The organism is Maribacter orientalis (assembly GCF_900109345.1).
GTDB lineage: Bacteria > Bacteroidota > Bacteroidia > Flavobacteriales > Flavobacteriaceae > Maribacter > Maribacter orientalis.
Genome location: NZ_FNZN01000004.1, coordinates 38,414 through 59,507, shown reverse-complemented (window position 1 = coordinate 59,507; position 21,094 = coordinate 38,414). Strand labels below are relative to the sequence as shown.

General features: G+C 34.6%; 21 protein-coding genes. 9 read left to right on the top strand and 12 right to left on the bottom strand.

The annotated features are described in order from the left end of the window. Positions 1-44: 44 nt before the first annotated feature. From tig to BMY56_RS09945, 4 genes are all read right to left on the bottom strand, one after another. A complete protein-coding gene (gene tig / locus BMY56_RS09960; protein ID WP_091623435.1) occupies positions 45-1,367 on the bottom strand; it encodes a trigger factor in 1,323 nt (440 codons plus the stop codon). 100 nt (positions 1,368-1,467) lie between these two features. Next, on the bottom strand, positions 1,468-1,815 hold the full coding sequence (locus BMY56_RS09955) for a phage holin family protein (protein ID WP_091623432.1): 348 nt from the start codon (positions 1,813-1,815) through the stop codon (positions 1,468-1,470). A gap of 31 nt (positions 1,816-1,846) precedes the next feature. Next, entirely contained in the window at positions 1,847-2,629 is a 783-nt protein-coding gene (locus BMY56_RS09950) for an alpha/beta fold hydrolase (protein ID WP_091623428.1), read from the bottom strand. Beyond that, positions 2,626-3,339, bottom strand: coding sequence for a pyridoxine 5'-phosphate synthase (locus BMY56_RS09945; protein ID WP_091623425.1), 714 nt, complete (start codon positions 3,337-3,339; stop codon positions 2,626-2,628). Before BMY56_RS09945 ends, BMY56_RS09950 begins: the two co-directional genes overlap by 4 nt. Before the next feature lie 92 nt (positions 3,340-3,431). Here BMY56_RS09945 and BMY56_RS09940 point away from each other — a divergent pair, with 92 nt between their 5' ends. From BMY56_RS09940 to BMY56_RS09910, 7 genes are all read left to right on the top strand, one after another. Further along, the gene (locus tag BMY56_RS09940; protein ID WP_091623423.1) at positions 3,432-4,088 is read left to right on the top strand and encodes a CBS domain-containing protein; all 657 of its coding nucleotides are present in this window, start codon (positions 3,432-3,434) and stop codon (positions 4,086-4,088) included. A 1-nt stretch (position 4,089) separates the two neighbouring features. Beyond that, positions 4,090-4,971: an NAD kinase gene (locus BMY56_RS09935; protein ID WP_091624446.1), complete on the top strand. Its 882-nt coding sequence runs from the start codon at positions 4,090-4,092 to the stop codon at positions 4,969-4,971. A 112-nt stretch (positions 4,972-5,083) separates the two neighbouring features. Further along, positions 5,084-5,770, top strand: a complete 687-nt coding sequence (gene porG, locus BMY56_RS09930; protein ID WP_091623420.1) for a type IX secretion system protein PorG — start codon at positions 5,084-5,086, stop codon at positions 5,768-5,770. Between the two features lie 7 nt (positions 5,771-5,777). Continuing rightward, positions 5,778-6,518, top strand: a complete 741-nt coding sequence (locus BMY56_RS09925) for an isoprenyl transferase (protein WP_091623418.1) — start codon at positions 5,778-5,780, stop codon at positions 6,516-6,518. Between the two features lie 4 nt (positions 6,519-6,522). Continuing rightward, entirely contained in the window at positions 6,523-9,126 is a 2,604-nt protein-coding gene (locus BMY56_RS09920; protein WP_091623415.1) for a BamA/OMP85 family outer membrane protein, read from the top strand. A 103-nt stretch (positions 9,127-9,229) separates the two neighbouring features. Next, positions 9,230-10,066 carry an OmpH/Skp family outer membrane protein gene (locus BMY56_RS09915; protein WP_091623412.1) on the top strand — a complete coding sequence of 279 codons (837 nt, stop codon included), beginning with the start codon at positions 9,230-9,232 and terminating at the stop codon, positions 10,064-10,066. A gap of 54 nt (positions 10,067-10,120) precedes the next feature. Then, complete coding sequence (locus BMY56_RS09910) at positions 10,121-10,630, top strand: OmpH/Skp family outer membrane protein (protein WP_091623410.1); 510 nt, start codon at positions 10,121-10,123, stop codon at positions 10,628-10,630. A 47-nt stretch (positions 10,631-10,677) separates the two neighbouring features. On the opposite strand, the gene BMY56_RS09905 is transcribed toward BMY56_RS09910, so the two are convergent. The 4 genes from BMY56_RS09905 to gcvP form a co-directional block, all read right to left on the bottom strand. Then, positions 10,678-11,532, bottom strand: a complete 855-nt coding sequence (locus tag BMY56_RS09905; RefSeq protein ID WP_091623407.1) for a glycosyltransferase family 2 protein — start codon at positions 11,530-11,532, stop codon at positions 10,678-10,680. 15 nt (positions 11,533-11,547) lie between these two features. After that, entirely contained in the window at positions 11,548-12,069 is a 522-nt protein-coding gene (locus BMY56_RS09900; protein ID WP_091623405.1) for a class I SAM-dependent methyltransferase, read from the bottom strand. 1 nt (position 12,070) lies between these two features. Beyond that, entirely contained in the window at positions 12,071-13,129 is a 1,059-nt protein-coding gene (locus tag BMY56_RS09895) for a 3-oxoacyl-ACP synthase III family protein (protein ID WP_091623402.1), read from the bottom strand. 161 nt (positions 13,130-13,290) lie between these two features. After that, positions 13,291-16,143, bottom strand: coding sequence for an aminomethyl-transferring glycine dehydrogenase (gene gcvP / locus BMY56_RS09890; protein ID WP_091623399.1), 2,853 nt, complete (start codon positions 16,141-16,143; stop codon positions 13,291-13,293). A 129-nt stretch (positions 16,144-16,272) separates the two neighbouring features. Here gcvP and BMY56_RS09885 point away from each other — a divergent pair, with 129 nt between their 5' ends. Continuing rightward, entirely contained in the window at positions 16,273-17,106 is an 834-nt protein-coding gene (locus BMY56_RS09885; protein ID WP_091623397.1) for a UbiA prenyltransferase family protein, read from the top strand. On the opposite strand, the gene BMY56_RS09880 is transcribed toward BMY56_RS09885, so the two are convergent. Together BMY56_RS09880 and BMY56_RS09875 are read right to left on the bottom strand one after the other, a co-directional pair. After that, entirely contained in the window at positions 17,093-17,323 is a 231-nt protein-coding gene (locus BMY56_RS09880; protein ID WP_317040613.1) for a hypothetical protein, read from the bottom strand. The genes BMY56_RS09885 and BMY56_RS09880 overlap by 14 nt on opposite strands. Before the next feature lie 2 nt (positions 17,324-17,325). Beyond that, the gene (locus BMY56_RS09875) at positions 17,326-17,880 is read right to left on the bottom strand and encodes a sigma-70 family RNA polymerase sigma factor (protein WP_091623394.1); all 555 of its coding nucleotides are present in this window, start codon (positions 17,878-17,880) and stop codon (positions 17,326-17,328) included. 72 nt (positions 17,881-17,952) lie between these two features. On the opposite strand from BMY56_RS09875, the gene BMY56_RS09870 reads away from it, so the two are divergent. Beyond that, a complete protein-coding gene (locus BMY56_RS09870) occupies positions 17,953-18,309 on the top strand; it encodes a rhodanese-like domain-containing protein (RefSeq protein WP_091623392.1) in 357 nt (118 codons plus the stop codon). A 435-nt stretch (positions 18,310-18,744) separates the two neighbouring features. Here BMY56_RS09870 and BMY56_RS19130 read toward each other — a convergent pair whose 3' ends face one another. Together BMY56_RS19130 and BMY56_RS09860 are read right to left on the bottom strand one after the other, a co-directional pair. After that, positions 18,745-18,927, bottom strand: a complete 183-nt coding sequence (locus BMY56_RS19130; RefSeq protein ID WP_091623389.1) for a TMEM175 family protein — start codon at positions 18,925-18,927, stop codon at positions 18,745-18,747. An 88-nt stretch (positions 18,928-19,015) separates the two neighbouring features. Further along, a complete protein-coding gene (locus BMY56_RS09860) occupies positions 19,016-21,040 on the bottom strand; it encodes a M3 family metallopeptidase (protein ID WP_091623387.1) in 2,025 nt (674 codons plus the stop codon). Between the last annotated feature and the right edge of the window lie 54 nt (positions 21,041-21,094).

The following is a 21,094-nucleotide window of genomic DNA, read 5'->3' as shown; positions in this document are numbered from 1 at the left end:
TTTCATTTCCGGCACCGTAAAGATACTTAATTTATTGTTTGGAATTATCCGTAAACTTCTTTCACGAAATTTTCATAGGTAACTTCCTTTGTCTTAAGGTTTGCTTTTTCCTTATAAAGATTCAATAGTTTTTGACTCATCAATTGTTCTGAAAGTCTTTTTACTTCATCTTGGTTGCCAAGAACTCGAGCAGCAATGCTGTCTAATTCTTCTTCTTTTGGGTCTAATTGACCGAATTGAGCCATTTGCGAGCGAATAAATCCTTTAGAGAATTCTTTCAACTCATCGAATTGAACTTGCAGTTCATTGTCACGAATAATTTTGCCTTCTATAAGTTGGTAGCGTAATCCTTTTTCAGATTTTGCATACTCTTCAACCGCTTGCTCCTCAGATAAAGGCTCTTCACCTGTCATTTGTATCCATTTGGTTAAGAAACCGCTTGGCAGTTCAAATTTGGTGTTATCAATAAAGTATTCTGTAACGTCGTTCAATAATTTTTGATCAGACTGTTGTTCGAATTGTTTTTCAGAATCTTCTTTAATACGCTCTTTTAATTCTTTCTCAGATTTTACACTGTCAGGTCCAAACAATTTATCAAATAACTCTTGGTTCAGCTCTGCAGCTTCTCTTTCATTTATTTCCGAAATTGTAAAAGTTACCTCGGTATCCAAAGATTCAGCTTTTTGCTTATCGATGCCTAAAGCACTAGATAGCATATGGTCTTCATTGAATAATCCTTTAGTTTTTAAAGTGATGACATCACCAACCTTCTTGCCTTTCAATGCATCTAAAGCTTTTTTGCTTTTCAGTTTATCGGTTTCCAACATGGTCTTGTTGTCAATTTCTTCAGCTTCGTTAAAGAAAGTACCGCTAACTTCGTCATTTTTGCTAACTACATCTTTGCTTACAAGCTTACCATATTGCTTTTGTATACGCTCTACTTGCTCGTCAATCATTTTCTTGTCGGCAACAATCTTATATTGAGTTATCGCTTTTTTGGTTTTCAATGAAACCTCAAAATTTGGAGCTAAACCCAATTCAAACTCAAAAGCTAGTTCATCTTGGTCCCAATCAAAATTATCCTGTTGTTTTGGAAGTGGATTTCCAAGAACGTCTAGTTTTTCTTCAGTAAGGTATTTGTTAAGGTTGTCTTGCAACAATTTGTTTACTTCATCGACCAAAACTGCTTTGCCATATTGTTTTTTAATAAGGCCCATAGGTACTTGACCCTTTCTAAAACCAGGTATGTTGGCTTGCTTTTTATAATCCTTTAATATGGTATCTACCTTATCTTGGTAATCGTCTTTTGTGATAGCAACTTTAACTACTGCATTTAAATCGTCTATCTGCTCTTTCGTAATATTCATTCCTTATTATCTATTTGCATGTATAAAATGGGATGCAAAAATACTATATTTTGCAAAGTCAACCAATTTTTTAAAGTATTGAATTTCAAATCAAAAGCAACTATGACTTGTCGTCATTTAGCAATGAAAAGAAGATGGATTGTAAAAAGGATAGCAGTAGGCTAAAAATCAAAGCCCACCAAATGTTACTTACCGTAAAACCGTCAATTAGCTTATCGGCAAGGAGAATAATTATAGCATTTATAATTAGTAAGAAAAGGCCGAAGGTAACAATGGTTACAGGTAAGGTCAAAATTACCAAAATTGGTTTTACTAAAAAATTCAGTAAACTTAGAACAACGGCTACAATAATAGCGGTCATAAAACTATCTACAGAAACATTGGGTAAAACATTTGCTAAGATAATTACGGATAAAGCACTTAAAAGTATTCTTAGAATTAGTTTCATATCTATTTGATTTAAAGTGTGATTAATTGTTTTAATTTTTTGTTCGATTGAAAAAGGTTAATGATTTTTCAAGGAATTCATCAGGATTTTCTGCGTGTAGCCAGTGGCCAGCATTACTTATAGTTTCTATTGTTGCCGTTGGAAAATGCCTTTTAATGATTTCAATATCATTTTTTGTTACATACTCAGATCGCTCACCTCTTAAGAAAAGTGTTGGTCCTTCGTAAAAATCCGTACTATTAATATTGTCGCCTATCTCTTCCATTTTTTCGCTCAAAACCTCAAGATTGAACCTGAAGCACAATTTTTTATCTTCATTTCTAAATAGATTTTTTAGTAAAAATTGTCGCGTGCCGAAATCTGAAATATATTTTGTTAGTTGGTCGTCTGCATCTTTTCGCGATTTCAAATTATTGGTATCAATGGCGTTTAAGCCTTCTATTATGGTTTGATGATGCGGTGGATAAAATTTTGGAGCAATGTCGGCAATTAATAATTTATTTATTCTTTCGGGGTGAGAGCAGGCAAATTGCATTGCCGTTTTCCCTCCCATAGAATGACCAATAAGTATTGTGCTTTTAATTTTATGATGATCCATATAATTTAGTAGGTCATCTGAAAGTATGTCATAATCAAAATCGGGTGAATGAAAGCTTTTGCCATGATTACGTTGGTCAATCAAATGAACTTGAAATCCGTTTTCAGCATATGCAGTGCCTAGTGTTTTCCAATTGTCAAGCATTCCTAAAAATCCATGTAGAATGCATAGCGGTTTGCCTTCTCCTATAATTAATGAATGTAAAATTTGCTTCATTTTAACCTATGTAAATACATGTTCACAACATTATCAAGGCCTAAATATAATGCTTCGCTAATAAGCGCATGACCTATTGATACCTCTAGTAAATTAGGGATATTTTTTGCAAAATATTCAATATTGTCCAAGCTTAAATCATGGCCAGCGTTTATTCCGATGCCTAATTCGGTAGCACTCTTAGCGGCTTCAATGAATGGTTGTATTGCTTTTTCTTTATTTAGCTCATAATTGGCGGCATAGCTTTCCGTGTATAATTCTATACGGTCTGTACCTACCTCTGCTGCGCCACGAATCATTATTGGGTCGGGATCAACAAAAATTGAGGTGCGTATACCTGCTTGCTTAAAAGTTTTGATAACATCGGTTAAAAAATCTTTATACTTAATAGTGTTCCAACCTGCATTCGAAGTTATAGCTTCAATCGAGTCGGGTACTAAAGTGACTTGTTCTGGCTTTAATTCAAGGACTAAATCGATGAATTTTGGAATTGGATTACCTTCAATATTAAACTCGGTTGTTACCATATTTTTCAAATCTCTAGCATCTTTGTAACGAATATGACGTTCGTCTGGTCTTGGGTGTATGGTAATGCCTTGTGCGCCAAAACTTTCTAAGTCTTTTGAAACCTTTAGTAAATCAGGTACATTGCCTCCACGGGCATTCCTAAGGGTTGCTATTTTGTTTACGTTAACGCTAAGTTTTGTCATTATGTCTTATTTACCTTTTAAGAGTTTCAAAAATACGAATAAGGCACGCCTTTTGATATTATTAATTGTTATTTTGCGTTATAATCAAGCCTATGCATATTCAAGAACATGTCATTACTACAATTCCTGTATTTGAGATAAAGGATACTTTTGAAAAAGTATTGGAGTTTTTTCAAGATACAACTTACTCACATGTTGCTATTGTAGAGGAAGGAAGGTTTTTAGGTGTTTTCTCGGAAATTGATGCAGAGGTATTACTTCCAGGTACAAGAATTGAGGAGTTTAGATATGAGCTACAAAGCTTTTTTGTTCGAGCCGAAACCAATTGGCTTGATGTATTAGAGGCATTTGCTCGAAATGAGGCCAATATTTTGCCTATTTTGAATGAAAAAGAAGAAGTTGTAGGTTATTATGATCTTACCGATATAGTCACTGTTTTTATTGATACTCCGTTTTTTACTGACCCAGGTAGTATTCTTGTTGTTGCCACAGGGATTAAAGATTATTCATTTAGTCAAATTGCTCAAATTGTGGAAAGTAATAATGCAAAACTTTTAGGAGGCTTTATTACCGATACACAGAATGATATTATTCAAGTTACTTTAAAAATCACCACTGAGAACTTTAATAAGGTTGTTCAGACTTTTAGGAGGTATAATTATCATATTCTTTTTGGTAATAGTGATGATCAGTTTCTTGAAGACCTTAAGGAGCGTTCAGATTATTTAGATAAATACCTAAATGTATAGTATGAAAGTAGCTATATATGGGCAAACATATCAAGACAATGCAATAGAGTATCTAGTAGAGTTGTTAGATGAGTTGCATAAAGAACCTTCAGAAGTATTCATAGAAAAAGAGTTTTATGAGCTATATCGTAAATTAGAATCTTCAAAAACCTTTCCAACTTTTACAATGACGAGTGGGCTAAATTCCACTTTCGATATGTTCGTTAGCTTTGGTGGAGACGGTACAATTTTAAGAGCAACAACATTTGTTAAAGATTTAGGTATACCTATAGTTGGTGTAAATACTGGTAGATTAGGTTTTCTTTCCACTTTTAAAAAAGAAGATGTTAGAAAGGTAGTTCGGGAATTTAAAGAAGGGGCTTATACTATTGTAGAGCGTAGTTTAGTTCAATTAAATACTAAAGAGCTTGATGTTGAATTTGGTGATCTCAATTTCGCGCTTAACGAAATTACAGTGAGTAGAAAAGATACTACCTCGATGATAACGGTAGAAACGTATTTAAATAATGAGTATTTAACATCGTATTGGGCAGACGGATTAATCATTTCAACACCAACGGGTTCTACAGGGTATTCATTAAGTTGTGGTGGTCCTGTAATTGTGCCGACTGCAAAATCATTGGTCTTAACACCAATTGCACCGCATAATCTTAATGCTAGACCACTTGTAATTTCTGATGATACTGTAATACGTTTAAGAGTATCTGGTCGAGAAGAAAATCATTTGGTTTCTTTAGATTCAAGAATTGCTTCGTTAGAAAATGGACAAGAAATTGCAATTAGTAAGGCGCCCTTTACTATTAAAATGATAGAGTATACTTCTGAAAGCTTTTTAAAGACCCTAAGAAATAAGCTACTTTGGGGCGAGGATAGGCGAAATTGAGCCTGGTTTTAAACAATAAATGACCTTAATCGCTGTTTATCTTTTGAGAACAAGAAAATTATCTCATTTTCTATTTTTGATGGGGATGGGTTATAATTGTAAAAAATAATTTATGCGTTATATAACGTTAGTGATATTGCTTTTTTCGTTTATCGGACTTAAAGCGCAGACCTATGAAGCAGGTGTTTTTTTAGGTGGGGCTAATACCATTAGCGATGTGGGAAGAACAAATTATATTTTACCTTCCGATATTGCTTTTGGTGGTTTATTTAAATGGAATATAAGTAAAAGGTATGCATGGCGAGGTAGCTTAATGTATGGTAAGTTTACAGCAAATGACAATAAATCAAGTTCAACAGCACGGCAGCAAAGAGGTTATGTGGTTGATAATTCTGTTTTAGAAGGTTCTGTCGGGCTTGAGTTTAACTTTGTAGAGTATAATCTTCATAAATTGGGACCGGCTTTTACTCCTTATTTATATACAGGTATCACCTATTTTAGATACAATTATGAATATTTTAATGGTGGTGTTCTGCAAGAAATTGGACAGAAAGATGGTGCATTTGCCATACCAATGACGGCAGGGGTTAAGTATCGTATCAATCAGTTTCTTATTTTTGGGGCTGAAATAGGTGCTAGATATACCTTTACCGATAACTTAGACGCCAGCAACCCTGTGGGGTCAAACTTTGAAGAATTTCAATTTGGAAATATTTTTAGTGATGATTGGTATGTTTTTTCTGGGTTAACATTAACCTATACATTTGGCCGAAAGCCGTGTATGGATTGTTTTGAGTAAAAGAAAAATGGACGATATAAACGGTATTGATAAAACAAATGTTCCTAAGCATCTAGCCATTATTATGGACGGTAATGGTAGGTGGGCTAAGGAAAGAGGTAAATTAAGAGTTTTTGGACACGAGCACGGGGTTAAAACCGTAAAGATTGTGGTTGAACAGTGTGCTCAATTGGGAATCGATTTTTTAACTTTGTATACCTTTTCTACTGAAAACTGGAACCGCCCAAAGGTTGAAGTTCAAACTCTTATGCGATTATTAGTATCTTCTTTAAAGAAAGAACTTAAAACTTTTAACAAAAATAATATACGTTTAAATACCATCGGTAATATTTCTGCCTTGCCATCAAAAGCCTACAAAGAGTTAATTGAGGTAATGGATCAAACAAAGCAAAATACAGGCATGACGCTTACTTTAGCGTTAAGTTATGGCGCTCGAGAAGAGATACAATCTGCAGTAAAAGCAATAAGCGCCAAAGTTAAAAATAATATAATTTCAATTGAAAATATTGACGAAACCATTATTAATAACCATCTTTACACGCACAATTTGCCAGACGTAGACTTGCTTATCCGTACTAGTGGAGAACATCGGATCAGCAATTTTTTATTATGGCAGATTGCATATGCAGAGTTATATTTTATTGATGTATTTTGGCCCGATTTTAGGGAACATCATTTGGTAGAAGCCATTAAAAATTACCAGAACAGAGAACGAAGATTTGGAAAAACTAGCGAACAACTCACTTAAAGATATGACTAGGTTCATATCTTTGAACCACATTTTAACCACTTTTTTATTTTTAACTACCCTTATTGCCACCGCACAGGATGAAACCTATGAGGATGGTAAAAGCTATATTCTTGGTGGCTTGGATGTTACCGGGCTGCAAAGTTATAATGAGCAAACGGTGAAAACATATACTGGGCTTAGGGTAGGACAGCCTATTACTTTACCAGGTGAACAAATAAGTGAAGTCATTAAAAAATTATGGGGACTCGAGCTTTTTAGCGAAATCGAATTCTACATTGTCAATATAGAGGAGAATACGGTTTTCCTAGAATTGAATATAATTGAACGCCCTACGTTAACTAACGTTACCTTTTATGGTGTTAAAAAAGGGAAAATAGAAGGCCTTATTAAGGATACGGATTTAAAGAAAGGTAAGAAAATAACGGAAAGTCTTATTTCAAACTCTAAAAATTATATTGCCAATAAATACAAGAAGCAAGGATATTTAAATGCTCAGGTAAATATTGCTACTGCTAAAGATACTTCTGACACCAATACTCAGAGTATGGTGGTCAATGTGAAGAAAGGCGATAAAGTAAAAATACGTAAAATCATATTTGAAGGTAACGATCAATTAGGTGATAAGAAACTTCGTAAAGCTTTAAAGAGTACTAAACAGAAAAAGCTAGGTAGGTTCTGGAAAAAATCTAAATTCATTCAAAAAGATTACGAAGATGATTTAGGATTATTGGTCGATAAGTTTGCTGAAAATGGTTATCGAGATGCTAGGGTTATTTCAGATTCTGTTATTAAGGTAGACGAGAATAATATTGATTTACGCATAAAGGTTGAAGAAGGTGATAAGTATTACTTTGGTAATATTGACTTTGTGGGTAATACGGTATATACTGATCGTCAATTAAATCAAGTATTGGGAATTAAAAAGGGGGATACCTATAATGGTGTATTGTTGCGAGAACGTATTGCAGACAATTCTAAACCAGATCCAACAGATGTTACCAGTTTGTATCAGAACAATGGTTATTTGTTTTCAACTATAAATCCTGTTGAGATTTCTGCCGCCAATGACACAATCGATTTTGAGATTAGAATTATAGAAGGTAAAGAAACGTTTCTAAACCATGTTACGGTTTCAGGTAATGATAAAACTAATGATCATGTTATTTATCGTGAGTTACGTACAAGGCCTGGCCAAAAGTATGATAAATCAGATATTATTAGAAGTATTCGTGAATTAGGCCAATTAGGATTTTTCGATGCCGAACAAATTACACCAGATGTTTTAAACGCGAATCCTAATGAGGGTACGGTTGATTTAGCATGGAATTTAGTTGAATCTGGATCCAGTCAAATAGAATTACAAGGTGGTTATGGTGGTGGTGGTTTCATCGGTACCTTGGGGCTTTCTTTTAGTAACTTCTCCATTCAGAATTTATTTAAGGGAGAGAAGTATAAGCCAGTGCCTATGGGTGATGGCCAAACATTTGCCTTGCGTTTACAGGCTAGTAGAACTTTTAGGGTGTATAGCTTAAATTTTGCAGAACCATGGTTAGGGGGTAAAAAACCTGTGCGTTTTAATTTGAGTTTATCGCGAACTCAACAGTTTGCAGCCTCTTATGGTACAAGCCGTAATATTGAGGTAAATAAGGATCAACAATTCTCAATTACGGGTATCACTGCCGGATTGGCTAAACGTGTGCAATGGCCAGATGATTTCTTTACTATTTCCCATTCGCTAAGCTATCAGTTATACGATTTTAGAAATTATAATATAGGTTTGTTCAACTTCGGTAACGGTAAGGCAAATTCGTTAGCGTATACCTTTGGTATTTCAAGAAATGCAACACTAGGTGGACGTATTTTTCCAAGAGGCGGCTCTAATTTTGAGGTTACTGCAAAATTTACGCCTCCCTGGTCTTTATTTAGTGATAAAGATTATAGAGAGTTACAGAATAGATCAAAAGAATTAGATAATAAGAAAAATACAGAAGGACTAACTACTGCTGAGAATGTAGAACTAGAGGATATTGATCAAGAACGATTTAGATTATTAGAATATTATAAAGTTAAGTTTAAAGGTGACTGGTACACTACTTTAGTTGATAAATTAGTTTTGCGTAGTAATGCAGAATTTGGTTTCTTAGGTAGCTACAACAGTGCCGTAGGTAATGTTCCTTTTGAAAGATTTTATGTTGGTGGTGACGGCCTAGGAAACTTTACATTAGATGGTCGTGATGTAGTGCAATTAAGAGGATATGATAATCAATCTATTACTCCATACTCTGATGGTGCAACTTCACCAGATGGGGCTCTGATTTATAATAAATTTTCATTAGAATTACGTTATCCATTGACATTAAAGCCTTCAGCGTCTATCTACGGCCTCGCATTTTTAGAAGGTGGTAATGCCTTCAACAATTTTCAAGACTTTAATCCGTTTCAATTAAAACGATCGGCCGGTGTGGGGCTGCGAATCTTTATGCCAGCATTTGGTTTGTTGGGTATTGATTTTGGTTATGGATTTGATGAAGATCTTAAACCTCAATCTGCAGGACAAGGTCCTAGTGGGTGGCAAACACACTTCATAATTGGTCAACAGTTTTAATTTTAATTGAAATTTAATAATTGTGTTATATGCTAATCCTTTCATTTTAAAAGTTTTAGTAAATTTGGCACGATATTTTCTATAGGATTAAACGATATCAACAATGAGTTCAAAAACAAAAGTTCTTTTATTAGTTTCGGTCATCTTTATGACTATTGGAAGTTTTGCCCAAAGAGGGGTAAGAATGGCTTACGTAGATATGGAGTATATCTTAGAAAATGTTGAAGAATACCGAGATGCTACCGAACAGTTGGAAGCAAAAGTGCAACGTTGGAAAGTTGAAATAGAGCAGAAGCAAAGTATTGTGGAGCAGATGAAGAAAGATTTAATGGCTGAAAAAGTATTATTGACGCCAGAGCTTATTGCAGAACGAGAAGAGGAAATTCAGATTCTTGAAAAAGAGATGATAGAGTATCAACAAGATCGTTTTGGGCCCCAAGGAGATTTAGTTTTACAGAAAAGAAGGCTGATACAACCTATACAGGATCAGGTGTTTAATGAAGTGCAGAAAATAGGCGTAAATAAAAAGTATGATTTTATTTTTGATAAATCTGCGGATGTCGTAATGTTGTATTCAGAAAAAAGACATGATATCAGCGATTTGATATTAAGGGGTATTGCACGAACAAGAAAGGTCAGTGCGCCAAGTAAGAAGGCAGATGACCGAAGTAGGTTAGATGATTTTGAAGGAGAAGAGGAGTCAGAGGAAGTTAGTGAGGCGTTACAAGAACGTTTAGATAAAGCTAATGAGGCAGCTGAAGCTAGAGAGAAAAGTGCAGCTGATACGAGGTCTGAGCAGTTGAAGTTAAGAGAAGAAAGAAAGAAGGCTTACGAGGAGCGAAGAAAAAAATTGTTAGAAGAGCGTGAAGCTAAGAAACAAGAAAAATTAAAGGAGAGAAATAGCGATACCGAAAAAGATGATAATAACGGTACTATTTAAATAGGTTTAACAACCATAAAAATTAACACTCAAATTAGAATTAAAATTTAACTCATGAAACAAGTAAAACAAATTGTGGTAGCCTTATTGTTGTTCGTAGCAACGACAAGTTTTGTAAATGCCCAAAGTAAGATAGCTCATATAGATGTTACTCAATTATTATCGGCTATGCCTGAAATGAAGGCTGCAGAAGCTGAGCTTAAAAAATTACAAGAAACTTACAATGCAGATATTCAGGCGTCAATGACTGAGTTACGTAACAAGTTTACTCAGTATCAAAATGAAGCAGCAGCTAAATCTAAAGAAGAGAATGATAAGAGAGCTGTTGAACTTCAAGGTTTTGAGAAGAACATAGGTGAGGCACAACAAGCTGCACAACAAGAATTTCAAAAGAAACAAGCTGAATTGTTCGCTCCTATTTCAGAAAAGGCTAAAACAGCTATTGAGAAAGTTGCGGCTGCACAAGGTTTTGACTACGTAATCGATGCGCAAGCTGGGGGTGGTTTAATCGTTGCAAAAGGTAAAGACCTTCTGCCTGACGTAAAAAAACAATTAGGTTTCTAATACAAACTTTTATAGTAAAGAAAAGCCATCTAACTAGATGGCTTTTTTTATGCATATAATTTCCTCATAATATTTTTCCAGCGTAATTGTCTTATGAATTTTCCTTCAACTTCATTTACTAAATAGGGAGCATTGTTATATGCTGCATTCATAAAGCCAATAATATTGTTCCAGAAAGATTTAATCGATTTATTCTTAGCTGCCATTTTAATAGAAGCAATAAAAGTAATCAAAAAGCCATAGCGCATGCTGTACATTGCTTTTCCTTGAAGTCTTTTTGCTTTCTTGTTATATGCCTTTCCAGTAGGTCTTAAATGCTTTACCTTAAGTGTAAGGTCGGTTTGTATTAGAAACCCATGATACTTTGCTAACAGTTCGTCTACCGTATCCCAACCCATAGCATTTTTTAATCCACCTATGGCATTAAAACAAGCGTTAGAGTAGGCTTTAATTGCACCTCGCACATGGTCTTTATCCATCGGGTGATTTAGAATCCATTCTCCACAGTCATTTTGCTCATAAATAAAACCACCACAAATTCCAAGTTTAGGTTCTTTCTTAAGATGCGAACCAATCACTTCAAAATAGTTTTTTGGCAGAATAATATCTGCATCTAATTTTACAATAAAATCAAAATTTTCATCTAAGACGTTGAAACCTTTATTAAATGCATTGATTACTTTACTGCCAGGCATATGCTGCGTAGTAGAAATAATGTTCAGTTTTTGAAAAATACTATGTTTCGAGGAAAAACTATTTATTATGGTTTCGGTACTATCGGTGGAGTTATCATTAACAAGAATAACTTTTTTCGGTAATAATGTTTGACCTAAAATAGAGTTTAAAGTACTTTCTAGATAAGCCTCTTCATTATGTATAGGAATAACTATATAGTAATCCATTTTAAGTGCGGTCTATTACGTTCGTGTAGCGTAAACTATATAATATCTCGGAGTAAACAATCTTAATAATGGTCGTATCCCTATTTTTTTAACGGGATTGGTCCATTTTTGTGATTCCTGTATTTTCCATCCTGCTTTTTCTAATAACCAATCAAATTGCCAATCTTCAAATTCATGATAATGTCTATCCCATTTATCGGTTTTGCTTCTATATGCTGGCGAAAACCATAATTTTAGAGGTATACTGGCAACTAACTTTTTGGACTTAACGTTAGATAAGATGTGCAAAGGGCTTAAGAGGTGTTCAAAAATCTCAAAAGCTGTAACCACTTCTGCCTCCGAATTCAGAACAGAGGAAAAATCAAAATCTAAATCTTCACCATTTGTGTTTTCAACTTTATAGCCATCTTGCTCCATTATTTCAGTAAATGGATTTTTAACACCTAAATCTAAAATTGATTCATTCGTGTTAATATGTTTTCGCAAAAATTGCAGGGTGTGTTCGTAGCGTTTGTTCGGAAAACTATTTTCGTACATGTTAGATTCTGTAAATCATTGCATTGACGTTCATTCCAGCGCCAACACTTGCAAAGATAACAACATCTCCCTTTTTAACTTCTTGATTTTCTAATTTACCTTGTTTTATGAGGTCGAATAAGGTAGGAATTGTGGCAACAGAGCTATTTCCTAATTTAGCAATGCTCATAGGCATAATGCCTTCAGGCATTTCTTTACCGTATAATTTGTAAAAACGCTTAACAATGGCTTCATCCATTTTCTCGTTCGCTTGATGAATGAATATTTTTTTAACCTCATCAATTTCAATCCCGCTTTTATCTAAACAAGAGGCCATCGCTTTTGGTACATGAGTTACCGCAAACTCGTATATTTTACGACCAAACATTTTTATATAGTACGTATTATCCTCTTCGTTTTTATTATAAGTATTGCCAAAAAAGAGATAATTGGCTTCGTCCATTGCGTAGGTGCCTGACTCATGAGCGATAATTTCACCACCTTTATTTGTTCTCTCTACTATTGCGGCACCCGCGCCATCAGAATAGATCATGGAGTCACGGTCATAATCATCAACAACTCTAGATAGTGTTTCTGCTCCGATAACTAAACACTTATTAGCAATTCCACTTTTAATAAAAGCATTAGCTTGTATCATGCCTTCTAGCCAGCCTGGGCAGCCAAAAATTAAATCATACGCAACGCATTTCGGATTTTTAATTTGAAGTTGATGTTTAACTCTTGTGGCTAAACTTGGTAATGTATCTCCTTGGGTTTGGCCATGAACAAGGTCACCAAAATTATGTGCAACGATAATGTAGTCTAATGTTTCTTTATCTATTTGAGCGCTCTCTATGGCCTTTTCAGCAGCAAAGAATGCTAGGTTAGAGGTTGTAAACTCTTTTGAGGCATATCTTCTTTCTTCAATACCGGTAATTGCTTTGAATTTTTCGATGATGACTTCATTGGTATGTTTGAAGGTAGAGCCATCAAGATTGAGAAATTCATGTTTATTAAAATCCTTATTGGTAATGGTCAAGGTAGGAATATAACTTCCTGTTCCCGTAATTGCTATGCTCATTTTAATGTATTGAATTGCGAAATAAAGATAATCAAGTTAATATTCTTTTGTATGCATGCATAATAAATATTACGATGTTCAAGCTTGAATACTTAAATGAATATTATTGAAAAAGCCCTTTCAAATTATTGAAAAGGCTTTGTATTAAAGGGTTAGTCTCCTTAATTCGTTTCCATGTAAGCTTCTATCGGTGCGCATGTGCATATCAAATTACGGTCTCCATATGCGTCGTCTACTCTTCGAACAGATGGCCAAAATTTATTTTCTTTAATATAGGGAAGTGCAAAAGATGCCTTTTGCCTTGAATATGGGAATTGCCATTCATCTGAGGTAATCATTTCTAAAGTATGTGGGGCATTTTTAAGAACGTTGTTAGGTTCATCTAAAGTAGATTCATCTATCTCGGTACGAATAGAAATCATTGCTTCACAAAATCTATCGAGCTCTGCCAAGCTTTCACTTTCTGTAGGTTCGATCATTACAGTTCCTGCTACCGGAAATGAAACTGTTGGTGCATGAAATCCATAATCCATTAATCGCTTTGCAATATCAGTAACTTCAATTCCATTATTCTTGAATGGTCGACAGTCTAAAATCATCTCATGTGCGGCTCTACCTTTTTCACCAGTATATAAAACCTCAAATTTACCTTCTAGCCTATGCTTAATGTAATTTGCATTTAGAATAGCGATTTTGGTTGATTGTGTCAACCCTTGCTCACCAAGCATTTTAATATAACTATATGAGATTAAACAAGCTAAAGAGCTACCCCAAGGTGCTGCAGAAATAGCAGTGATAGCTTTTTCACCACCTGTGGCAATTACCGGATTACTTGGTAAGAATGGTACTAGTTGTGGGGCAACACATATTGGGCCAACCCCTGGTCCGCCACCTCCATGTGGTATTGCGAATGTTTTATGTAAATTTAAATGACAAACATCAGCACCAATGGTTGCTGGGTTGGTTAAACCAACTTGTGCATTCATATTCGCTCCATCCATATAAACCTGACCGCCATGATCATGAATTAATTTTGTAATCTGTTTTATGGAAGATTCAAATACACCATGAGTGGAAGGATAGGTGACCATTAATGCGGCTAAATTATCTGAATATAGTTTAGCTTTTTCTTCTAAGTCAGCAACATCTATATTTCCTTTTTCATCTGTTTTGGTAACAATAACTTTCATGCCTGCCATCACAGCCGATGCAGGGTTTGTACCATGTGCTGATGAGGGTATTAAACAGATATTACGTTCCGAATCACCTCTCGATTCGTGATAAGCTCTTATAACCATTAAGCCAGCATACTCGCCTTGTGCTCCTGAGTTTGGCTGAAGCGATGTATCTGCGAATCCTGTTATTATAGACAAATCTTTCGCAAGTTCTTGTAATACCGTTTGGTAACCTTCAGCTTGCTCAATCGGTACAAACGGATGAATATTACCCCAATTCGTCATACTGAGCGGTAACATTTCTGTTGCAGCATTTAGTTTCATGGTACAACTTCCTAATGAAATCATACTGTGATTTAACGCTAAATCTTTGCGTTCTAATTTTTTGATATAACGCATTAACTCCGTTTCCGAATGGTAGGAATTGAATACCTTATTTTCCATAAATGAACTAGTTCGTTGAATGTTCTCAGGAACTGAAGTTTCATTTAATAGAGTTGTAATCGTTATTGTTTTTTTGTTGAGAGCTTCTGAAAATATCGCAACAATTTGATTGAGGTCTTTTAATGATGTGGCCTCGTTTATTGCGATAGAAATAGTATCGTTGTCTATATAGAGAAAGTTAACCTCATTTTTTTCAGCAATCGGCTTTATTTTTTTAGTATCGGCTTTGATGGTGATGGTGTCAAAAAAGGCAGTATTTATTTGGAATATGCCTAAATTTTCTAGAGTATCTACTAAAGTAACAGCGGTTGTATGAATTTTAGTTGCAATATACTTCAAGCCTTTTGGTCCATGATAAACACCATACATACCTGCCATTACAGCCAACAATACTTGTGCAGTACAAATATTAGAAGTTGCCTTGTCTCTTTTTATATGCTGTTCTCTGGTCTGCAAAGCCATTCGCAAAGCTGGTTTGCCATCGGTATCCTTAGTTACCCCGATTATTCTACCTGGTATACTTCTTTTATACTCTTCTTTTGTAGCATAAAATGCGGCATGTGGTCCTCCATAACCTAATGGAATACCAAAACGTTGTGTTGTGCCTACTACAACATCAACACCAAATTCACCAGGTGGTGTCAATAAAACCAAACTCATGATATCTGCAGCAACGGCTACTTTAATTTCATTCTCTTTTGCCTTAGCAACAAAACCTGTGTAATCGTTAACTTGACCATGTTTGCCTGGATATTGTAATAAGGCACCATAAAAGTCATTACTGAATTCAAACTCTTCATGATTACCAACCACCAATACTATTCCAAGTGGAATTGAACGTGTTTTTAATAGTGAAAGTGTTTGTGGTAATATTTCTTCCGAGACAAAGAATTTTAGAACGTCATTCTTTTTTTGGTCACGGCTTCTAACATCGAATAACATTGTCATTGCTTCTGCCGCTGCTGTACTTTCGTCCAGTAATGAGGCATTGGCAAGTTCCATACCCGTAAGGTCTGTAATGATAGTTTGAAAGTTTAGAAGTGCCTCTAATCTACCTTGGGCAATTTCAGCTTGGTAAGGAGTATAGGCAGTGTACCATCCCGGATTTTCTAGAATATTTCGCTTGATTACTGAAGGAATTAAGCTTTCATGGTATCCTAAACCGATATATGATCTAAAAACTTTATTCTTTTTCGACAACTCTTCAATATGCGCTAAAAATCTATGCTCACTCATCGGAGCATCTAATTTTAAAGGTTCTTTAAGTCGAATATCTTCTGGTATAGTCTCGTAAATAAGCTGTTCCAGATTTTCAACACCTACTGTATTGAACATTGAGTTTAAATCTTCTTCCCTAATGCCGATATGGCGCAGAGCAAACACGTCAGTCTTCATAGATGCTATTGTTATATAATGTACAAAATTACCACTTTTATGTGTGTAAATTATGATTGTAAGTGATCTGTAATGTGAAAGTTTTTAACCAAAACAAAGGGTTATAAACACTTTAACTACTTTTGTTCAATGGCCCTTATTAAAAGGATTTTTGATTTTTACTTAGATGCTAGCATCCATGTGGCTTTAGCTATATTTAGTTTGGTTCATGTTACCGCACTTACCTTAAACATAAATGTGCCTCAAGAACTTTATATTTTCATTTTTTTTGGGTCTATAGGCTGTTATAATTTTGTAAAATATGGCGTTGAAGCGGAGAAATATATCCTAGTTGCCAATAGGTATCACAAGAATATCCAGTTTTTTAGCTTTATATGTTTGCTAATTGCTTTTTATCAACTATTTTTTTTATCAGAGAGAGTTATAGTTGCCTTATTTATTTTAGTTGCAATTACAGGTCTTTATGCTTTGCCTGTATTGCCTAGGCATAAGAATTTTCGAAGTTTAAGTGGATTGAAAATTTTAATAGTGGCTGCGGTATGGGCAGGCACTACTGTTATATTGCCTGCCATCTCCCAATTAGAAGTAATCAACTGGAATGTTAAGGTGGAAACGTTTCAACGTTTTATGCTGGTGCTGATATTGTTGGTTCCTTTTGAGATTAGAGATTTAAAGTATGATAGTGCAGCATTGAAAACTTTACCGCAGCGGGTAGGGGTGAAGGGAGCTAAATTAATAGGTTGGAGTTGGGCAATTATTTTTTATGCAGCTACCTTTTTAAAAACTGATTTAGATGTAACGAACGTAGTTGTTAAGTCTATTCTATTTATTATTTTATTAGCTGTTATATTTAGAACGGAATTAAATCAAAAGAAATATTTTTCGTCATTTTGGGTGGAGTCAATTCCTTTGTTTTGGTGGGTGCTAATAATGATTGGTAAGAAGTGTTTTATTTTACTTTAGAGCAAGTATCTTTCATTTTCTTTTTGTCTTCTTCTGACAATACAGCAAGTCTCGCTTGATTACATAGCGAAGTCAATTTTTTATTTTTCACACTATGGTTTGCGCAAGTCTTGCACATAAGTAAATGAAACTTTAATTTTATTTTCTCCCAAGCAGAAGCTTCTTCGTATTGAACTTTATCGCAAATATTTGCTGCTTTTTCACATGAAATCATCATAATTAAAACCAATTTTGATTTAGACAATCCATCAAACCTGTTCTGGCTCTATGTATCATTACCCAAAGATTAGACGCATTTATTCCTAATGCATTACAAATGTCTTCAGTTTCCATTCCTTCTATAGTTTTCATCTTAAAAACCTGAGCTTGTTTCTTTGGTAATTTAGATATGCAATTTTGAATCGCAAGCCCCAATTCTTCGTTTTCAATAGCATCATTTTCAAAATTACTATTAGGATCAGCGATACGTTCTTCTAACCAATCACCCTCTGAATCAGTTTGTGAACTATAGCTCATACGTACCTCTGCTTTTCCTTTTTTAGAATTTGTTTTACGATAATGATCTATGACTTTTCTCTTTAAAATAGCAATTAGCCACGTGCGTTCTGTAGCCTCACCTTTAAAATTTTTAGCCGACTTAAGGCCTGCTATAAAAGTGTCTTGCACAAGGTCTTTTGCGATTTCAGAATCACTAACCCTAGTGACGGCATAATTGAAAAGGTAATCTGCATAAAGATCTACCCAGGTATCAGGATGTAGTTGGTGTGTTTCCATTTTTTAATCTGCACCTCAAAAGTAAATTAATTTTGGGGATTATGTTTACTTTTGGGTATAATCGCTCAAGTCATGAAAAATATTCTATTCTTTATTATACTGATAAGTGCTCAATTTGGTTTTGCACAAATGGAGTCACGATCCATAACTGAATTTAAAAGTTTTGACTCTTCAAAAGAAATTCTTCTCGATGTGAGAACTCCAAAAGAATTTGCAGAAGGTTATATCGATGGTGCGCTTAATATCGATTGGTTTTCACCCAACTTTAATCAAAAAGTGGCATCGATAGATAAGAATAAAACCATTTATGTGTATTGCAAGAAAGGTGGTAGAAGCTTAAAATCCCAGGCTAGATTAAAAGAACTTGGGTTTTTGCATGTAATCAATTTAGAAGGTGGCTACGATATGTGGAAGCTATCTAAGGATTAATAGTCGTCATACTTTAAAATACACTGCATTATTTACAATGAAATGGTTTTAGGATTCTAAAACCATTTCATCTCTAATTTTTTTTATAATATCGATTACCTATAGCTTGAATAATAAATAAATATCAGCACAAAAACTATACGTGCCGTTAAAGGCTACCAAAGCGCTAAAATAGAAGCTAAAGTCCATACTAGAACAGCATTGGCAGACCTAAATTTCAACCATTTCACCACGGTTTCCGTCATTCCATTGAAACCTATTTCTTTTTTTGAAATATACAGCACTAAAAAATAATTTAGTAGGCCTAAGATAACAAGGTTACTACAATAAAATACAAAAGATGCTGTGCCTTAAAAATCACCTACATAAATTGCTGTTGAAAATAGTAGAAAAACTACGGAAAGTAATAGTGCTATGTTTAACCAAATCAGTTTTTCATTGATTTAGTTTTACATAGCTTAAAATACGCAAATGTGAAACCCAATATATGGCAATAACCATAAAACTTACCAAAAACCCAATGAAATTGGGTATACGATTTGCTAAAACGGCTAAAAAATCACTTTTGTTTAGAACTTCGCTGCTCAGTACATCTATTTCTAGAATAAGAAGCGTCATTGCAATTGAAAAGACAGCATCGCAAAATGCTGTTACTTTATTCTTTTCACAAATGAATTTGTGTTTAATTATTAAATATGAGTTTTCACTAAAGTTTTAATAATCCTGCTCGTTCCAATAACGCTTCAACTTTAGGTTCAGCGCCTCTAAATCTTTTGTAAAGAACCATAGGATTTTCTGTGCCGCCTTTAGATAGTACATTATCCTTAAACTTAGTGGCGACCTCTTTGTTGAAAATACCTTTCTCTTTAAAATAGGCAAAGGCATCTGCATCTAAAACCTCGGCCCATTTGTAGCTGTAGTATCCAGAAGAATAACCACCTTGAAAAATATGTGAGAAAGCCGTACTCATACAAGTTTCTGGTGTCTCAGGATAAAGAGTGGTGTTTTTAAAAGCTTCATCTTCATGTGCCTTTACATTGGTAATTTTTGATGGGTCAATACCGTGCCAAGACATATCCAATAAGCCAAAACTTAACTGACGTAAAGTTTGCATGCCTTCTTGAAAAGTAGCAGACTCTTTAATTTTCTGAACCAATGTCATAGGTATGGTTTCTCCCGTTTCATAATGCGTTGCGAACAATTCTAATGCTTCTTTTTCATAGCACCAATTCTCTAAAATCTGACTTGGCAATTCTACAAAATCCCAAAATACTGATGTGCCTGAAAGACTAGGGTAAGTAGTGTTTGCCAGCATACCGTGTAAACCGTGACCAAATTCATGGAATAAAGTTGTTACTTCATTAAAGGTCAGTAAAGATGGTTTGCTTTTAGTTGATGGCGTAAAGTTGCATACGTTTGAAATATGTGGTCGCACATTTTCGCCGTTTCTTTTCCATTGCGATTTATAGGATGTCATCCATGCACCACCACGTTTCCCTGTTCTTGGGTGAAAATCAGCATAAAATAGTGAGACGAAATTTTTATCTGTGTCGTAAACTTTATAGGTTTTAACCTCGTCGTGGTATTTCTCAATGTCATTGACTTCTTCAAAATGAAGGTCGAATAAGTTTTCGGCAACTTTAAAAACTCCTTTTATAACATTTTCAAGCTTGAAATAAGGTTTCAGCTTTTCATCATCAAGGTCAAATAATTCTTGCTTTAATTTTTCTGAATAAAAACTACCATCCCATTTTTCTAAACGGTCAATTCCATCTATTTTTTTTGCGAAATTTTCAAGCTGTTGAAATTCGCGTTCTGCTGCTGGTTTTGCTTTTTCAAGTAATTCATTTAAGAAAGAATGTACTTTTTCTGGTGTTTGTGCCATGCGTTCTTCTAAAACAAAATCGGCATGGGTTTTATAGCCCAAAAGGTTGGCCCTCTCAAAGCGTAATTTTACAATGTCAAGAACATTGTTTTGATTGTCTAACTTGTCATTATGAAAACCTTTGCTGCCAAAAGCCAATGATAGCTCTTTGCGTAATTCCCTGTTTTTAGCATACTTCATGAAAGGAATATAGCTTGGGTAATCTAACGTAATCATCCAACCTTCTTTTTTTCCTTTAGACACGGCTAATTGTGCAGCAGCCTCTTTTTCGCCTTCTGGTAGTCCGTCTAAATCTAATTCATTTGTAAGATGTAATTGGTATTTATTAGTTTCGGCAAGTACATTCTCGCCAAAAGTCAATTTCAATTTTGCCAACTTAGCATCTATGGCTCGTAAACGTGTCTTTTTTTCTTCAGATAAATTAGCGCCGTTTCTACTAAAACTCTTGTATTTTTTATCTAAAAGTGTGTCTTGCTCTACAGTAAGGTTTAATGAGTCTTTTTTATCGTAAACTGATTTCACCCTTTTGAAAAGTGCTTCGTTTAAAGTGATGTCATTCCCAAACTCCGATAGTAATGGTGAAATTTCTTGAGCAATCTTTTGAATTTCCTCATTGGTTTCGGCAGAGTTCAAATTAAAGAATACACTCGAAATACGGTCTAATTGTTGACCAGAAAACTCTAAAGCTTCGATAGTATTTTCAAATGTTGGTTCTTCGGTATTTGAGGTTATGGCATCTATTTCTTTTCTGGCATCTTCAATAGATTGTAAGAATGCAGGCTTGAAATGTTTGTTTTTTATCTGTGAAAACGGAGCTGTATCGAATGGAGATAGTAATGGATTCATTTAACTAGTGTTGAGAAATTAGATTTGAGTATTGAGATTTGCCTTTGTGAGTAA

Excerpts from the sequence above, each read along its gene's own strand:
- BMY56_RS09940 (WP_091623423.1), top strand. The coding sequence starts at position 3,432 with ATGCATATTCAAGAACATGTCATTACTACAATTCCTGTATTTGAGATA.
- BMY56_RS09870 (WP_091623392.1), top strand. The coding sequence starts at position 17,953 with ATGAAAAATATTCTATTCTTTATTATACTGATAAGTGCTCAATTTGGT.
- BMY56_RS09950 (WP_091623428.1), bottom strand. The coding sequence starts at position 2,629 with ATGAAGCAAATTTTACATTCATTAATTATAGGAGAAGGCAAACCGCTA.
- BMY56_RS19130 (WP_091623389.1), bottom strand. The coding sequence starts at position 18,927 with ATGACGCTTCTTATTCTAGAAATAGATGTACTGAGCAGCGAAGTTCTA.
- BMY56_RS09915 (WP_091623412.1), top strand. The coding sequence starts at position 9,230 with ATGAGTTCAAAAACAAAAGTTCTTTTATTAGTTTCGGTCATCTTTATG.
- BMY56_RS09955 (WP_091623432.1), bottom strand. The coding sequence starts at position 1,815 with ATGAAACTAATTCTAAGAATACTTTTAAGTGCTTTATCCGTAATTATC.
- BMY56_RS09895 (WP_091623402.1), bottom strand. The coding sequence starts at position 13,129 with ATGAGCATAGCAATTACGGGAACAGGAAGTTATATTCCTACCTTGACC.
- BMY56_RS09875 (WP_091623394.1), bottom strand. The coding sequence starts at position 17,880 with ATGGAAACACACCAACTACATCCTGATACCTGGGTAGATCTTTATGCA.
- BMY56_RS09900 (WP_091623405.1), bottom strand. The coding sequence starts at position 12,069 with ATGTACGAAAATAGTTTTCCGAACAAACGCTACGAACACACCCTGCAA.
- BMY56_RS09910 (WP_091623410.1), top strand. The coding sequence starts at position 10,121 with ATGAAACAAGTAAAACAAATTGTGGTAGCCTTATTGTTGTTCGTAGCA.
- gcvP (WP_091623399.1), bottom strand. The coding sequence starts at position 16,143 with ATGAAGACTGACGTGTTTGCTCTGCGCCATATCGGCATTAGGGAAGAA.
- porG (WP_091623420.1), top strand. The coding sequence starts at position 5,084 with ATGCGTTATATAACGTTAGTGATATTGCTTTTTTCGTTTATCGGACTT.
- BMY56_RS09920 (WP_091623415.1), top strand. The coding sequence starts at position 6,523 with ATGACTAGGTTCATATCTTTGAACCACATTTTAACCACTTTTTTATTT.
- BMY56_RS09885 (WP_091623397.1), top strand. The coding sequence starts at position 16,273 with ATGGCCCTTATTAAAAGGATTTTTGATTTTTACTTAGATGCTAGCATC.
- BMY56_RS09935 (WP_091624446.1), top strand. The coding sequence starts at position 4,090 with ATGAAAGTAGCTATATATGGGCAAACATATCAAGACAATGCAATAGAG.
- BMY56_RS09945 (WP_091623425.1), bottom strand. The coding sequence starts at position 3,339 with ATGACAAAACTTAGCGTTAACGTAAACAAAATAGCAACCCTTAGGAAT.
- BMY56_RS09880 (WP_317040613.1), bottom strand. The coding sequence starts at position 17,323 with ATGATGATTTCATGTGAAAAAGCAGCAAATATTTGCGATAAAGTTCAA.
- BMY56_RS09925 (WP_091623418.1), top strand. The coding sequence starts at position 5,778 with ATGGACGATATAAACGGTATTGATAAAACAAATGTTCCTAAGCATCTA.
- BMY56_RS09905 (WP_091623407.1), bottom strand. The coding sequence starts at position 11,532 with ATGGATTACTATATAGTTATTCCTATACATAATGAAGAGGCTTATCTA.
- BMY56_RS09860 (WP_091623387.1), bottom strand. The coding sequence starts at position 21,040 with ATGAATCCATTACTATCTCCATTCGATACAGCTCCGTTTTCACAGATA.
- tig (WP_091623435.1), bottom strand. The coding sequence starts at position 1,367 with ATGAATATTACGAAAGAGCAGATAGACGATTTAAATGCAGTAGTTAAA.